15 protein-coding genes and 1 other RNA gene are annotated in these 14,508 nt (G+C 46.7%); 5 read left to right on the top strand and 11 right to left on the bottom strand.

The annotated features are described in order from the left end of the window. Positions 1 to 102 precede the first annotated feature (102 nt). From AC3WS5_RS05505 to AC3WS5_RS05495, 3 genes are all read right to left on the bottom strand, one after another. A complete protein-coding gene (locus AC3WS5_RS05505; RefSeq protein WP_492466252.1) occupies positions 103 to 699 on the bottom strand; it encodes a mobile mystery protein B in 597 nt (198 codons plus the stop codon). After that, positions 690 to 1,148 carry a mobile mystery protein A gene (locus AC3WS5_RS05500; protein WP_492466251.1) on the bottom strand — a complete coding sequence of 153 codons (459 nt, stop codon included), beginning with the start codon at positions 1,146 to 1,148 and terminating at the stop codon, positions 690 to 692. The genes AC3WS5_RS05505 and AC3WS5_RS05500 overlap by 10 nt, the downstream gene beginning before the upstream one ends. Positions 1,149 to 1,416: 268 nt before the next feature. After that, positions 1,417 to 1,725 carry an ORF6N domain-containing protein gene (locus tag AC3WS5_RS05495; protein WP_492466250.1) on the bottom strand — a complete coding sequence of 103 codons (309 nt, stop codon included), beginning with the start codon at positions 1,723 to 1,725 and terminating at the stop codon, positions 1,417 to 1,419. 125 nt (positions 1,726 to 1,850) lie between these two features. Here AC3WS5_RS05495 and AC3WS5_RS05490 point away from each other — a divergent pair, with 125 nt between their 5' ends. From AC3WS5_RS05490 to AC3WS5_RS05480, 3 genes are all read left to right on the top strand, one after another. Then, positions 1,851 to 1,979 carry a type II toxin-antitoxin system HicA family toxin gene (locus tag AC3WS5_RS05490; RefSeq protein WP_492466249.1) on the top strand — a complete coding sequence of 43 codons (129 nt, stop codon included), beginning with the start codon at positions 1,851 to 1,853 and terminating at the stop codon, positions 1,977 to 1,979. Between the two features lie 70 nt (positions 1,980 to 2,049). Beyond that, positions 2,050 to 2,427, top strand: a complete 378-nt coding sequence (locus tag AC3WS5_RS05485) for a hypothetical protein (protein WP_492466248.1) — start codon at positions 2,050 to 2,052, stop codon at positions 2,425 to 2,427. A gap of 33 nt (positions 2,428 to 2,460) precedes the next feature. Continuing rightward, positions 2,461 to 2,988, top strand: a complete 528-nt coding sequence (locus tag AC3WS5_RS05480) for a DUF6933 domain-containing protein (protein WP_492466247.1) — start codon at positions 2,461 to 2,463, stop codon at positions 2,986 to 2,988. Positions 2,989 to 3,146: 158 nt separating this feature from the next. On the opposite strand, the gene AC3WS5_RS05475 is transcribed toward AC3WS5_RS05480, so the two are convergent. Together AC3WS5_RS05475 and mnmE are read right to left on the bottom strand one after the other, a co-directional pair. Continuing rightward, positions 3,147 to 3,734, bottom strand: a complete 588-nt coding sequence (locus AC3WS5_RS05475) for an ORF6N domain-containing protein (RefSeq protein ID WP_492466246.1) — start codon at positions 3,732 to 3,734, stop codon at positions 3,147 to 3,149. Positions 3,735 to 3,907: 173 nt separating this feature from the next. Beyond that, complete coding sequence (mnmE, locus tag AC3WS5_RS05470) at positions 3,908 to 5,293, bottom strand: tRNA uridine-5-carboxymethylaminomethyl(34) synthesis GTPase MnmE (RefSeq protein ID WP_492466245.1); 1,386 nt, start codon at positions 5,291 to 5,293, stop codon at positions 3,908 to 3,910. 253 nt (positions 5,294 to 5,546) lie between these two features. Between mnmE and truB the strand changes: the two genes are divergently transcribed. After that, complete coding sequence (truB, locus tag AC3WS5_RS05465; protein ID WP_492466244.1) at positions 5,547 to 6,239, top strand: tRNA pseudouridine(55) synthase TruB; 693 nt, start codon at positions 5,547 to 5,549, stop codon at positions 6,237 to 6,239. 154 nt (positions 6,240 to 6,393) lie between these two features. On the opposite strand, the gene tamL is transcribed toward truB, so the two are convergent. Further along, positions 6,394 to 8,757 carry a translocation and assembly module lipoprotein TamL gene (gene tamL, locus AC3WS5_RS05460; protein ID WP_492466243.1) on the bottom strand — a complete coding sequence of 788 codons (2,364 nt, stop codon included), beginning with the start codon at positions 8,755 to 8,757 and terminating at the stop codon, positions 6,394 to 6,396. A 22-nt stretch (positions 8,758 to 8,779) separates the two neighbouring features. Here tamL and AC3WS5_RS05455 point away from each other — a divergent pair, with 22 nt between their 5' ends. Beyond that, positions 8,780 to 9,517 carry a TrmH family RNA methyltransferase gene (locus tag AC3WS5_RS05455; protein WP_492466242.1) on the top strand — a complete coding sequence of 246 codons (738 nt, stop codon included), beginning with the start codon at positions 8,780 to 8,782 and terminating at the stop codon, positions 9,515 to 9,517. A gap of 6 nt (positions 9,518 to 9,523) precedes the next feature. Here AC3WS5_RS05455 and AC3WS5_RS05450 read toward each other — a convergent pair whose 3' ends face one another. From AC3WS5_RS05450 to nadB, 5 genes are all read right to left on the bottom strand, one after another. Further along, positions 9,524 to 10,759 (bottom strand): ABC transporter permease, encoded by a 1,236-nt coding sequence (locus AC3WS5_RS05450; RefSeq protein ID WP_492466241.1) that lies wholly within the window; start codon positions 10,757 to 10,759, stop codon positions 9,524 to 9,526. 51 nt (positions 10,760 to 10,810) lie between these two features. Further along, positions 10,811 to 11,467, bottom strand: a complete 657-nt coding sequence (fsa, locus tag AC3WS5_RS05445; RefSeq protein ID WP_492466240.1) for a fructose-6-phosphate aldolase — start codon at positions 11,465 to 11,467, stop codon at positions 10,811 to 10,813. A gap of 187 nt (positions 11,468 to 11,654) precedes the next feature. Then, an RNA gene (gene ffs, locus AC3WS5_RS05440) (signal recognition particle sRNA small type) lies at positions 11,655 to 11,754 on the bottom strand. Positions 11,755 to 11,921: 167 nt separating this feature from the next. After that, positions 11,922 to 12,800, bottom strand: a complete 879-nt coding sequence (locus AC3WS5_RS05435; RefSeq protein WP_492466239.1) for a lysophospholipid acyltransferase family protein — start codon at positions 12,798 to 12,800, stop codon at positions 11,922 to 11,924. A 43-nt stretch (positions 12,801 to 12,843) separates the two neighbouring features. Then, complete coding sequence (gene nadB / locus AC3WS5_RS05430; RefSeq protein WP_492466238.1) at positions 12,844 to 14,463, bottom strand: L-aspartate oxidase; 1,620 nt, start codon at positions 14,461 to 14,463, stop codon at positions 12,844 to 12,846. Positions 14,464 to 14,508: the final 45 nt, after the last annotated feature.

Here is a 14,508-nt window from a genome sequence, read left to right as displayed (position 1 = left end):
AAGCCGATCCTCGTTGGACCGACAAGATGATTCCCTTTAGACCAAAACAAATGGTACACAAAAGTCTCCGAGGAAGCGAATGAAAATTGATTGGATGTTATTTCATGATCGGGCGAAAGCCAAGAGCAGGCCAAAGTTGCCCTGGTCTGCCTGCTTCAACGCTTTTAAATATGCGGCCCGAACATCGCCCTCGTTGGATAGATTGTCCGAGCCCCAACTGAATACCGGAATCTTGTGTAGGTTTCCGACAACAATATCGGCCATTAGTCGGCTGTGTCGCCCGTTGCCATTAGGAAAGCAATGAATACTTACCATGCGGTGCTTAAACCGTATGGCCATTTCATCAGGTAGATAAATATCGTTTTCGTGCCAATATAATGTATCATCCAGCAGGTATTTTAGCGCCGTGGGTATTTGCCATTTGTCTACGCCAATGTTCTTATTGGTCTTACGAAAGTCACCAGCCCACCCCCATACATCGGCATACATGCGTTTATGCACCGTGCGGACAAAATCTTCCGTGAAGACCACCGCCGGTTTAAATGAACGCCCCAGCGTCCATTGCACGGCCCGTTCAATGTTCTGCTGCTCAAACTCGTCTAACTCTCCCCGGGTTGCTATGGTAGGAATGAGAAGACCTTCTTTCTCGTCTTCGTCCAAGGGTGTCTGACCATAAACGTATTCCAAGTCTAATCCCATAAGATCTTAGGAATTTCATTCTTAATTGATGCGGTCCTTTCTTCAATAGCCTTTCTAATGCGCTTTTTTGAATTGGCCTGATCTTCGAGTTTCATGGTTGTCGCGGTACGCATAACGATTTCAGTAGCCAGTACCCTTGCCCGTTTCTCAATAAGTGCATCCAGTGATCCATCAATGGGTACAAAACCATACACCAATTGCATATCCATAACCCGGGCTACTTCCCGGAGCGACTTGAGAGTAATGGAACCTTCCTTTTCCCGCTTTTCCATATCAAGAACGGCCTGTTTGGAGATCGAGAGTTTATTGCCCAATTGCTGCATCGACATACCAACAGCGGTACGGATGGCTTTTATCCACCCCGTAGGTGGTACGGCCACCCGCTTAAGCGAAACAAAGCGTAACATTTTGTCGTTTAGTTGTTGCAGTCGAAGCGATTCTTTGCCCATAATGTAAAGTTATACATTGACCCTAATAAGACAAAAGTAAAGTTATTATTTGACATAGTCAATCATTTTGTAAATTTATTTATTTACTTTTTTACTAATCTAGTAAACGTATAGATTGACTATTTGAAGTAAATTATGCCAACTATTTGATTGACAAACAGTCCTTTTTTATTTTTCACACTACGTGATTCATAATTTATCCGAAAGGCTGGCACTCGTCATCTGCTTTTTTGTGGGTTTCAAAGCCGCTTTAAATCCGGCTCGATTGCTAGTCGTGCCTCTGTGAACTGGTCACAAATTGTGACCAGTTCGTTGTAATACTACCTATATCTATAACTTGTGTCGATGCGAGAAATTTGACCTCTTTCCACTCCTGCCTGTTAAAGCAAACCATAAAAACAGTCGGAAAAGGTCTGATATTTCTCTTTACGGCCGGGTTGAAACCCTTGGTTTCAACTTCGAAAAGGGCAGCCAGATCAAAATCTAAAGTAATCCTTTTGCGACTGATTTCAAAACCCTGTTCTGACTGGTTTGTATGGCCAACATATCGATAGATTGGAAAAATCCGGCCCTGCAACTGGCCTGATTTGGCTCCGGTCGGCAATCTTTCCTTGCACTCACTAAAAAGTTCAAAACATACGAACTTGGCCGACTGTCTATTAAAAACTCTGAGAGAAGTAATAATTTTATTACCTTTGAAAGATGAAATCCAGTGAACTGGTAAGGTTGCTTAAAAACGACGGTTGGTTTGTTGTAAAACAAACAGGCAGCCACCAGATAATGGAGCATCCCGCAAAAAAAGGGTCAGATCGTTTGGCCCCTTCACGGTAGCCACGAAGTGGGCAAAGGGCTGGAAAAGAAAATTAAAAGAGACACAGGAATCAAATAGAAACGAGGTGTTATGAAAATTGAGGTGATCATAGAAAAAACTAAGACCGGCTATTCAGCTTATGCTGAAAAATACCCTGTTTATACAGTGGGCAAAACTTTGGATGCCCTGAAAAAGAAAAGCATTGAGGCCCTTAATTTGTACTTTGAAAAGGACGGCAAATCTGTAACCGAAAAGGACTTGAAAATCACTTTGGATTTGCCCCAGTTTTTTGAATTTTACAAGGTCATCAATGCAAAGGCCTTCTCAGAAAGAATCGGCATGAATCAAAGCCTTTTAGCCCAATACATCAAAGGCAATAAAAAACCTTCGCCTACTCAAACCCAAAGAATACTGAAAGGGGTGCAGCAAATCGGCAACGAATTGGCCGCCATCAGATTCTTGCTTTGATACCCCAAACCGGACTACTAAAAGAAATACAGCATGTTACATTTTCACGCAACACAAAAATTATTAAACACCAGCAGGATTAAACCTGTACTGTATGTGAGTGAGCCCGCCCCCGGCCAACACTTGCATAACTGGTATGCGGTATTGTGCAGAAGCGGTTTCACTGGCAAAATGCTATTGCTTTACATACATCAACCTTCATTACTGACGGTGGTGGTAAAAGGAAAAACTATAGCATCGACCATCGATAAATTTCGCGACCAACTAAAGCATTTATTGCATCGGCACGGATTTCCAACGAAGTTCATAGAAAATGAAATGCTCTATGCCTCAGATTATATGGTAGGTAAAACCAATAGTAAATCCATGCTGGCGCACATCAATCAAATGATCTTGCAAGTGACATCGTATAATTTGCACTTCGCTGATTATGATCAAATCGACACAGCCGCTCATGAGGATATTTTTATGGACTGGTTATATAAAAGTAAGGGACAAAAAGACTATCAAACACCACAAAAACATTGGATGACAGAATTAGGTAAATATCCCTCATTGTGATTTATCCAAATTAAGTTGTAAACCCACTGGTAGGCAAGTTTTAATCCGAATTCAAGGAATCTCCTGGCTGTAGGTTGGGTAGCCTGAGGACCTTTTGCCTATTAACCAACCGCACAGAAAAAAACATGGTCGCACATTTCCAAATCCTACATGCACACCTACGAACCGCCATCTGAACTATTCCGATTGAACCCTATCCTCTCCCTGTTTTCCCATTTTCGCCCCGCTGCTTTTTCATCTAACAAATTCTCTATGCTGTCATAAATCTGACTTAACTGAACGTCGTGCTCGGTTATATGTTCCTGTATCAAACGCAACTGCTCCTTCATATCCGTTTGCTGCAATAGCACCCGGCGTATTTCGACAAACGCCCGCATGATGGCAATGTTCATATTTATGGCCCGGTCGCTGTTTAAAACACCGCTGAGCATAGCTACGCCCTGCTCTGTAAAAGCGAAAGGCAGATATTTTGTGTGTTGGCCCCTGCCAACCTTTAAGGTCACAATTTGTGACCTTAAAGGTTCGTGCTGTTTAAACAGAGATTCACGTTCACACCTGACATCTTCCCATTCGTCGCTTGTAAGCCGAAACATAAAATCAACGGGGAAGCGCTTGATATTTCTCTTTACGGCCTGGTTGAAAACCTTGGTTTCTACTTCGTATAGGGCAGCCAGGTCAAAATCCAGCATAACCCTTTCACCCCTGATTTCGTAAATCCTGTTCTGTATGGCTTGTATGATTTGCATATCGCTAGTTTAAAAAAAATCCGCAGCATCTCTATTGGATGGTCGCTTAAATTTTATATGAACCTGTATCGTTTTCTCTTCACGCCGTTCCCGCAACGCTGAGGAAGTATGAAAATACACATTCTTCCAGATATATTTGAGTCACCCCGTTGTTATACGCTAGCTAGTATCACCTACTTCCCAATACAAAACTTCCCGAATATCGTTCCCAGGATATCCCTGTCTACTTCCACCTGGCCGGTTATCTCGCCCAGGTAATGCAAAGCACGACGGATATCTATCGTCAGGAGATCGCCGGTCAACTTGTGCGTCATCCCTTCTTCAACTGCTTCCAGGCTGCGTGCAGTTTTCTGAAGAGCCTCCAGGTGACGGGCATTGGTGACGAGGGTGTTGCCCGTATTAACGCTTTCTCCAATCGCCTTGCGAAAAATCATTTTCTTCAAATCCTCAATGCCGGTTTTGTTTTTCGCAGATAACCCAATTGCAAAAGGGTTTTCAGCAAGTTCGTCGTCTGCCGAAACCAGATCTATTTTATTAAAGACCTGCACCGTCTTGCCTGCATACTGCTTCAACCATTCAAAATGCTGCTCCTCCTCATCGGTCAGGTCCACCAGATGCAAAATGATATTGGCTTTTTCCGCGTTCTGACGGCTCCTTTCAATACCCAGGTTCTCAATGGTGTCGGTGCTGTGCTCCCGGATACCCGCCGTATCAATCAGCCGGAATAACACACCATCAATAACCAAAGTCTCCTCAATCGTATCCCGGGTGGTCCCAGCAATCTCACTTACTATGGCACGTTCTTCATTGAGCAAGGCGTTCAATAGTGTACTCTTGCCGGCATTCGGCTTACCAATGATGGCTACACTCACGCCATGACGAATGGCATTGCCCAGACTAAAAGATTCGATCAGTTTGTTCACCTGCGACTTTAGTCGGGCAATCAACTCCCGGAACTGCGCCCTGTCTGCAAACTCCACATCCTCATCCGAGAAATCCAGCTCCAGTTCCATCAGTGCCGCAAAGTGTATCAGCTCCTCCCTCAATTGTTTCAAATCACCCGAAAATCCGCCCCGCAATTGTCGGAATGCTGTAACCTGCGCGGCCCGGGTATTGGCGGCGATCAGATCCGCGACGGCCTCGGCCTGGGCCAGATCCATCTTACCATTGAGGAACGCTCGCTGGGTAAACTCGCCGGGCTTCGCCAGGCGGGCTCCACCAGCAGTACAGGCTTCAATGATCCGTTGCTGCACATAGGGAGAACCATGACAGGAAATCTCTACCACGTTCTCCCCGGTATAGGAATGGGGCGCCCTGAACAGAGTAATCAACACCTCATCCAGCGCTTCGCCCTTTTGCCCGGAAGTATCGTCTGATGAGCGGATAGTGCCAAAATGAACACTATGCGAAGGCTGGTCTTCCAGCTTTTTCCCTTTGAACAGCCTGCCAGCAATGGCGATCGCATCCTCCCCGCTCAAACGAATAACACCGATAGCCCCAACCCCCGGCGGCGTAGCCAATGCCACAATGGTATCCTGCCATTCAGAAAAATGATTCATGGCCCAAAATTAACCAGATTCAGGTACTTACCGAATGTAATGGCCCCACCACAGGGATAAATCCGGCCTGTTCTCCATCTTTTCAGTCGCTAATTCGGAGCGATCTGCATGTCGCCAATCCTTCTGGCAAAGGGGACCGTGTCGGCCCAGTTGCCCATACCATGGCTATCCGCATGTTGTCAATCTCCCTGTTAAAAACTTTGTTATGCTCATTTGAAGCCGACTAGCAATAAATGCATTTATTTTTGCGGCCATGACAATAGAGGATATCATAAAGGCTGATTTTGAAGAAGGAGCAGTTTTGCTGATTGATAAACCAATAGGCTGGACCTCATTCGACGTGGTCCGGAAGATCCGGAACCTCGTCAGGATCAAAAAAGTGGGTCACGCCGGCACGTTGGATCCCCTGGCTTCGGGACTGCTGATCGTTTGCACCGGCCGGTTCACCAAAAAAATAAACGAATTAATGGCTAAAGAAAAAGAATACACCGGCAGTTTTACCCTGGGCGCTATCACCCCCACTTATGACCTCGAAAGTGAACCGGTAAATTTCAAACCATTTGAACACCTTCACCAGGAAGACCTCCTAAAAGCCGCAACTGCATTAACGGGTGCCATCAGCCAGGTACCGCCCATCCATTCGGCCATAAAAAAAGATGGTAAGAGGGTGTATGAACTAGCTCGCAAGGGCATCGAGGTGGAGCTGGAACCCAGGCCTGTTACCATCTCCGAATTCGAAGTAGATGGCTCCATGCTACCAGGCGTACCTTTCAGGGTTGTGTGCAGCACCGGCACCTATATCCGCAGCCTGGCCAATGATTTTGGTAAACTTCTCGGCTGCGGCGCCTATCTCAGCAGCCTCTGCAGAACCCGAATCGGCGATTTTCAACTGAAAAACGCACTTAGTATTGAAGAATTTGCAAATGCCGTTAAGGAGAGAGACTAGATATTAGACGTTAGACGCTAGACATTAGATATTAGACATATCTATACTAATTATAACGCATTTAAAATTGTTATTTCAGTTGTTTTTACAAAAAAAATATAAGCGAGTCGATTTCGGGAATTTAAATTAACCCAAATAAACCGGAACAGATCCCTCAGAAAATAAACGGATACCCAATACCCAGCTGCAACTGACTTCCCTTGAAGAACGGATAAGCAAAGTATTTATTCTGATAACTCATATTCTGCGGATTCGGGCTGGGGTCCTTCACTTTATACCCCCAATCCAGACGAATTACAAAAAATCCAAAATCAATACGCGCACCGGCGCCGCTGCCAATGGCGAGGTCGGTTCCCAGTCGGGATATATTGAATACTTCATCATGACGACCCGCCTGCTCCTTTAAATACCACACATTGCCCACATCGGTGAATATCGCTCCATTTATGGGAATGCCAGCAAGGCGGATAAGAGGCACACGATACTCAATATTGCCCTCCAGTTGTACATCGCCAAACCGGTCAGGAACACTCAGCTCCCCGGTGAAAGCCTTAACAGTGGAACCAGGACCCAGTCTGCGTAACTGCCAGGCCCGCATACTGTTGGGACCCCCGCTGTAATACTGTTTGAAAAAAGGCAGCTTGTCACGCTTAGCCGGATTGCGGGTACTTTCAAACTCGTAACCCAAGCCACCAAAGCCCCGCAATACGAGTGAAGTGCGGGTCCATTTTACCATCCGTGCATATTCCAGATCGAGCTTGGCAAAACGATAAAGCTGATCATCCAGGAATTTATTGCGGATCAAACCCGCCAGCAACCCGGAATACTCCAGGTTGGAACGAAGCACCTGCGTAGTCCGGCTGTTCTTTTTGGTCCACGGCATCGTAAAATTGATGATATTCGAGGCGATCAGACCATCTGAGAATACATTCGCAACAGCAGGATTTTTTTCGATCATATCCAACAACCCCTGCCGCTTGACCAGATAGGAATATTCAATATTGGGAATCTTAATGCCTAACGTAAAACTACGGTTAGTAGATGTGTAATCCGGTCCCCGCCAGGTAAATTCGTATCCCCAGGAACTGTTTAGGCTGGTCAGGTTAAACAAAGTGCGTCTTTCGGTATTGGCACCATTGAGCGTTAAAATGGATGTGGTATTGCCCCTGAAATTATTCTTAAATCCCGATGCGCCCGGAAATATAAACCGGGGATACATCACCGAGTTACTCAGACTGACCTGCTGCGTTTGTATAAACTGCGCGGCACTAAGCTGACCCAGCTCCACACCATACCTAAGGTTGGTGGACAGGAGATTGGCCCCTTTGAGGAAGTTCCTGTTCTGGAGACCGACATTGACGCCTAACCCGACAAAATTGCCAGAAATGACGCTTTGGCTGAAACTTCCTTCCAGGTTCGTTGTAAAACTATAAAGTTTAGCCGGAGACAAACGGGCAATAAAATCGACCGTATCCTGTTTTTCCCTGGGAATCTGTTGAATATCTACCAGTCGCCAGCTCCCCATATTGTTTAGCCGGTTCAGCGTACGCAAATAGCGACTCTGCCTGTACAATTCGCCTGGCTTCAGGTAGATCACCGGCGGAAAGATCTTCGGTTTGAATTTTTTGTAATGCTGAACAACCGTCACATTACCCATAGTGGTTTCAAGTCTTTTGCGTCCCGTCGTGTCGGCAGTCGCATCGGGGTAAACGAGCACCTTGCCCACATAATACTGCCTGATCGTGCTACTATCTGTAACCGGCCGTAACCGGATATCCAGATTGGCCGTCGGATTATGGCGCCGCTGCCGGAGCCGCTCCAGTTGCTCAGCCTGTTCCAGCGGGTCGAGGGTGAGCTGCAGCATACTCAGATCCAGCGTGTCCCAAAGCGCAAAAAGCTGGTTCCTGGAAAACTGCTGGTATCCGTTATTGTGATATAACTCAACCAAACGGTCCATTTCAGAAGAAATGGGCGATTGCGCAAAAGGATCACCTTTCCTGACGAGCACATCTTTCGGGTGCGCTTTTGTTATCTCCTGCAGGTTGCTGTCTCGGAGCGTATAACTAAGTGAGTCGATCCTGGTAATGGGACCGGGAAGAATGTCGAAATCCACGAAAGTACGCTGCTGATCCCCCACCGGTTTGATGCGCGTGGTAAAACTCATCGAATCCGCAAAATAGCCCTGGGCATTCAGGTAATAATGCATGAACTGCAAAGATTTTCCAATAGCGGCGCTATCCAGCCGGGGCGGGTTTTTGATCGTTGCATAGAATACCTTATCCACTTCACGGGATTGCAGGCTATCGTCTAATTGACTGCGCAATCCATCTTCCAGTCGGTTCTTTTCAGATTTGCTGATTCGCTTATCTGTAACTTTTAAGGTCGTTTTGAAAATAAACGGCCCCTCCGGATATTTCTTGACTACCGTTCCAATTTTACAGGAATGCAAAAGGAAGGTCGCCATCGCGACGGTTAGGATAAGAAATATATTTTTGTGAAAGTTTCCAGGCTGCTTCAATGCTTTATATTTACAGTCTACCATGCTCAGTAAATCCGAAATCAAATATATTCAAAGTTTATCCCAAAAAAAATTCAGGGATCTTGAAAATATATACCTTATTGAAGGGCCAAAAATAGTGGAAGAGGCCCTAAAAACACCTGGGACACCTGTTAAAAAACTGTATGCGCTGCATTCCTGGATACAGGAGCATGCGCGTTTATTGCCTCCTTCCATCGGAACTGAAGTCACAGAAATTGAATTGCAGCGTATTTCAATGCTAAAAACGCCCAATCAGGTAGTAGCATTGGTGGAAAAACCGTGGAAGGATATTTTTCGTGTGAACCTGCATAATTGGGTGCTGGCGCTGGATTGCATTCAGGACCCGGGTAACTTCGGAACAATCATTCGCATCGCGGACTGGTTTGGAGTTCCTCAAATTATTTGCAGCGAGGACTGTGCAGATCAGTATAATGCTAAAGTGGTACAATCAGCTATGGGGAGCACCTTCAGGGTTGAAATGCATTACACGAAATTAGCAGAGTTTCTCGGAGCGCTGGAAACAATCCCCATTTACGTGGCGGGTCTCCAGGGTGTTCCTCTCAAATCCGCCGGAAGCCTTGAAAAAGGAATCCTCGTCATTGGAAATGAGTCTAAGGGAATAAGCGCGGCAGTGTCAAAACTGGCGCGCAAGATGATCACCATCGAAAAATATGGCGCTGCGGAATCTCTCAATGCGGCGGTTGCCACGGGCATTATACTTTCGCACCTGACCCCATGAGCGTCGTCAACGGAAATGAATCGCTTTTACAGGCTGAACTTTCTTTACGATATATGTAGGGATCAGTAATACAAGCAGGCAGACCACAAATGTGCTGGTACAAATTAAAAGCACCTCAGAAGTGGTTATATGAACGGCCGCCCGATCAAGATAATAAGCCTCCTCATTAAGTTTTATAAATCCGGTTTTTACCTGTAACCACAGGACGGCCAAGCCCAGCGCGGCACCGGCAATAATTCCGGTCAATGTAATGATCAGGCTATGCCGCAAAAATATTCGCTGAACGGCCCAGTCCGTCGCGCCTACAGCTTTTAACACCCCAATCATTCTCACCCTTTCCAAGACAAGGATGATCAGACAGGTTATCAGGTTGATCAGCGCCACAATAACCATTATGGCCATCAGAACATTCCGGGTAACGTCCTGCATATTTAGCCAGTCGAAAATATTTGGTGTAATCTTCTTGATACTCTGCGGAGCCCATCCCGAGGGCATCCCAGGCAGGTTGAATATCTGATCGGTGATCTGATCTATTTTATGGTAGTCCTTTAAAAAAATTTCATACCCTCCCACCTGATCGGGCTGCCAATCATTCAGCCTGCGGATCAGCCTGATATCGCCCAAAGCGAAGGTCTTATCGTATTCTTCAATACCTGTCTTAAAAAGTCCTGTAATCCTGAGGCGGTCGGGTCGCAGGCTGCCGTCTGGCCGTACAAAATAAATCAGTACCCTGTCATTGACTTTGAGCTTCATTTGGCCGGCGATATATTTGGAGATCATAACCTCACGGCTGTAAGAGCTGTCATTGAAAACCGGCGGGACACCCTCCACCAAAAAATCTTTCAGGTGACTAAAAGAGTAAGTACTATCAAGCCCCTTGACAAGTACCCCTTCCAGATCATCGCGGGTTTTGAGAATGGCATAACGGGTTGCAAAGGGACTGATACTTTGCACTTCAGGTATTTGCCGGATTAAACGGACAATCGTATCGTTGGCATTGATCGGCATCTCCTCTGAGATCACCGACTGATAGGGTTGCATTTCCTGCAACCGGATGTGCCCCCAAAAACTAAAGACCTTCTCGCTCACTTTTTGCTGAAATCCATTCGCAAAAGCAAGCGTAATAATCATCACGGCCACGCTGATGATTGTTGCAGCCAGCGTGAGCCTGATAATAAACCGCGAAAAGGAGTGCTGGCGGTTAAAGGCAATCCGGTTGGCAATAAAGGCAGATACATTCATTGCTGGGGATTATTACATCAATGATATGCGCAGGGTAATCCGGCAGATCTGCTAATGGAATTTTTTGGCGTCCTCCATGAATTTGGCCAAACCGATATCAGTCAACGGATGTTTTAACAGACCCAGGATCGATTCCAGCGGGCTGGTACATACATTGGCGCCAGCCTCCGCACAACGGATGATGTGATTCGGATTGCGGATAGATGCAGCCAGAACCTGCGTTTCAAAACCCTGTACATTGTAGATGTGCACAATCTGCTCAACCAACTGAACGCCGTCCCAACCACTGTCATCAATTCTTCCGATAAAAGGAGACACATACTTTGCACCGGCTTTGGCACAAAGAATGGCTTGTCCCGCGCTGAAGACCAGGGTACAATTGGTACTGATGCCATGATCGGTAAACCACTTGATGGCTTTAACACCATCTTTGATCATGGGTACTTTTACGACAATCTGCGGATGAATCGCCGCTAATTCCTGGCCTTCCTTAATAATGCTATCAAAATCAGTGGTGGTCACTTCGGCACTGATATCTCCTCCTTTGACCATTTCACAAATGGTCTTGTAATGCTGCATGACGGCTGGTTTACCTTTGATCCCTTCTTTGGCCATCAGCGTTGGATTCGTGGTTACGCCATCCAGAATTCCCATTTCGTAGGCTTCCTGGATCTGTGCCAGATTTGCTGTGTCGATGAAAAATTTCATATTATAATCAGTCTTTGTTTTGAAAATTAACGTTTTTGCCCGCCTTCTTGTTTTCAAAAGTCTAAAATTCAGTTCTGATGGTTACAATAGGTTTACACAAATATGATGGGTTTACGATGCTGCCGGCGTCCGTCCCGGTCCAGTTAAAAGGCTCTACAATCCAATGAAAATACCGGTATAAATAAAAAAAAGGCAGGCTACTCACATCGCACCGCTACAACCACCTATCCTTGCTGCCTTCCGACCCTGGGGAGGTTCAGTAGGAGCTGGTCGTATGAGACCTGCCGGCCGCAAAGATAGGGAATAAGACGCTAGAAAGCATGCGTTAACAGGCAAAAGCTCAGGAATAATTCACGTAACAAACGATGCCCATATCCTGCATCCCCTGAGTCAGGTCTGGCCTCGCCTCACCCGGATAATCTTTATATCAGGATCGGAGCGGTAGAATTTTCTGTCAGGCTACAAAGTGCAGGCCATCTTCCCACTCGTGTTTCCACCGACGATGGCTCCAAAGCCACATGGAAGGATCCCGGATGATCACCTGCTCCAGGTACCTGACGAACTTCAGGGTCAATTGATCCTCGTTACTGCTCGATGGATTTTCTTCTCCCACTTCAAAGCTAACCTCATAATATCCTCTTCTGGGCCTGCGAATGGCGGCAAATATCACCACCGTATCATTCCGGATCGCGTTCTTAGCCGGGCTGACTGTAAACGCTGTCCGCCTGTTGAAAAAGGTGAACCACTTCGCCAAATGCAGGTTGTACCCCGGATTCTGGTCTGCCACTAAACCCAGGCAATACTTCGTTCCACGGTAAGGGGCAAACTCCCTGGCCATGTTTTGCGCACTCAGCAAAATACTGCCATGCCGGGATCGCATTTTCAGGAATAACCGATCGATGGCTCTATTCTTTAGTGGCATATACACGCCCAAAAATGGATACCTGATTTTTTTGGTGAGAACAGCGTTCCCCCACTCCCAGTTGAACGTATGCCCCAGGTGCAACTGCACCGCGCGGCCTTCATCATAAAAACGATCCACAACCTCCCAGTTTCCCTGGAATCGCTTTTCAAAGAAACTGGCGTCCGCGGATAGCAGCTTAAGGCTTTCTATCAGTGAATCGATAAACCGGCGATAGAATTCGCGGGCAATCTTTTTCCGTTCGCCCGCGGAAGAATCCGGAAACGCGATAGCCAGGTTCTGCATCACAACCCCCTTCCTGTAGCCTGCTACATAATAGACCAGGAAGTAGATGGCATCGGAAAGGACGTACAACACCCTCAGCGGTAACAGTGATACCAGGTATAACAATGAATAAAGAAGATAGTACATATCTCAAATACACGCCGGAATCCGGCATCGGCTGCTGTTTTATTTATAATACGATATCTTGTGTCAGCTTGCTCTTTTCGGGATAGTCAGTATTGAAATTCAAACCGCGGCTTTCCTTCCGGAAACTGGCTCCTTTGATGATGAGATATCCAACGGTGATCATGTTTCTGAGTTCAAGCAACTGTGGTGACAACTTACTGCTTCGGTAGAGTTGTTCTGTTTCCTCCCAAAGCATATCGATCCGCCTGGATGCCCTTTGAAGCCTGTAATTATTTCGCACGATCCCCACATAATCGCTCATCACAGATCTGAGCTCTTTCAGGCTTTGCGTGATCACGATCATTTCACGGGGGTGTGAAGTGCCTTTGGCATTCCAGGATGGGATCGTAGCGGAGTCCCGGTAGGAACTGTGCATTTGCCCCGAATCCACAATACCGGAAACGTATTCAAAACAACGATGACCAAATACCATCGCCTCCAGCAGCGAATTACTGGCCAGCCGGTTGGCACCATGTAACCCTGTGCACGCGCACTCGCCAACCGCGTAGAGGTTCCGGATAGAAGTCCTCCCCCATTCGTCCACTTTCACGCCACCACAACTATAATGGGCAGCCGGAGCAACGGGTATCATCTGGGTATGAATATCAATGCCAATACTTTTGCACTTCTCATAAATATTGGGAAAATGCTCCACAAATTTCTCCACTTCAAAATGACGGCAGTCGAGCCACAGATGGTCGTCACCCGACACCTTTAATTCATTATCCATAGCACGTGCTACAATATCCCTGGGGGCCAGGTCTTTTCGCGGGTCGTATCGCTCCATAAAAGCTTCCCCGTCTTTGTTTCGAAGGATACCTCCATCTCCTCTGACCGCTTCCGTGATCAGGAAGGCCTGCCCCGTCAGGCCCGGTTCGTGAAGTGCTGTCGGGTGAAACTGGATAAACTCCATATTTTCGATCCTTCCCTTTGCACGGTAAGCCATCGCCAGCCCATCTCCCGTTGCGACACCCGGATTTGTGGTGTTCCGGTACACCTGCCCGTTTCCTCCGGTGGCCAGGTAGGTATGATCAGAAAGTATGGTTTCCGTTTCGTTCGTATCCAGGTTAAGCACATAGACACCGTAACATTCAATGTCCGGCGTGGATTTGGTAACCAGGTAACCCAGGTGATGCTGGGTGATTAAATCAATCACAAACCGGTTTTTTGAAATCTCGATATTCGGAACCTTTGAAACAGCATCCAGCAAGGCCCGCTCAATCTCCCAGCCGGTGATATCTTTGTGGTGCATGATCCTGAATTCACTGTGCCCGCCTTCCCTACCCAGTTTATAATCGCCATCAGCCTCCTTGTCAAAACTAGCACCTAGTTCAATGAGTTCATGGATCCGGTCTGGCCCGTCCCTGACAACAATCTCCACAATTTTCTGATCGCAAAGTCCGTCGCCGGCGATCAGCGTATCTTCGATATGTTTATCAAAACTGTCGTTTACGGTATCGCTCACCACAGCCACACCGCCCTGGGCGTACTTGGTATTTGTTTCATCTGCGGTAGCCTTGGTCAGGATCAGGATTTTTTTTTCCGGATATCGACCCGCCATTTTCCAGGCGTAGGTCAGACCAGCTATTCCGGTACCGATCACTAAAAAATCAACGTTGTGCATCTTCAAAATTAATTAATTGTTGTGGCAGGCGGCAAAATTATAGCT

Source organism: Niabella sp. CPT15-335-S11 (assembly GCF_058792415.1).
Note: the sequence above shows the minus strand (reverse complement) of the source record. Positions and strands in the feature narration are given on the sequence as shown.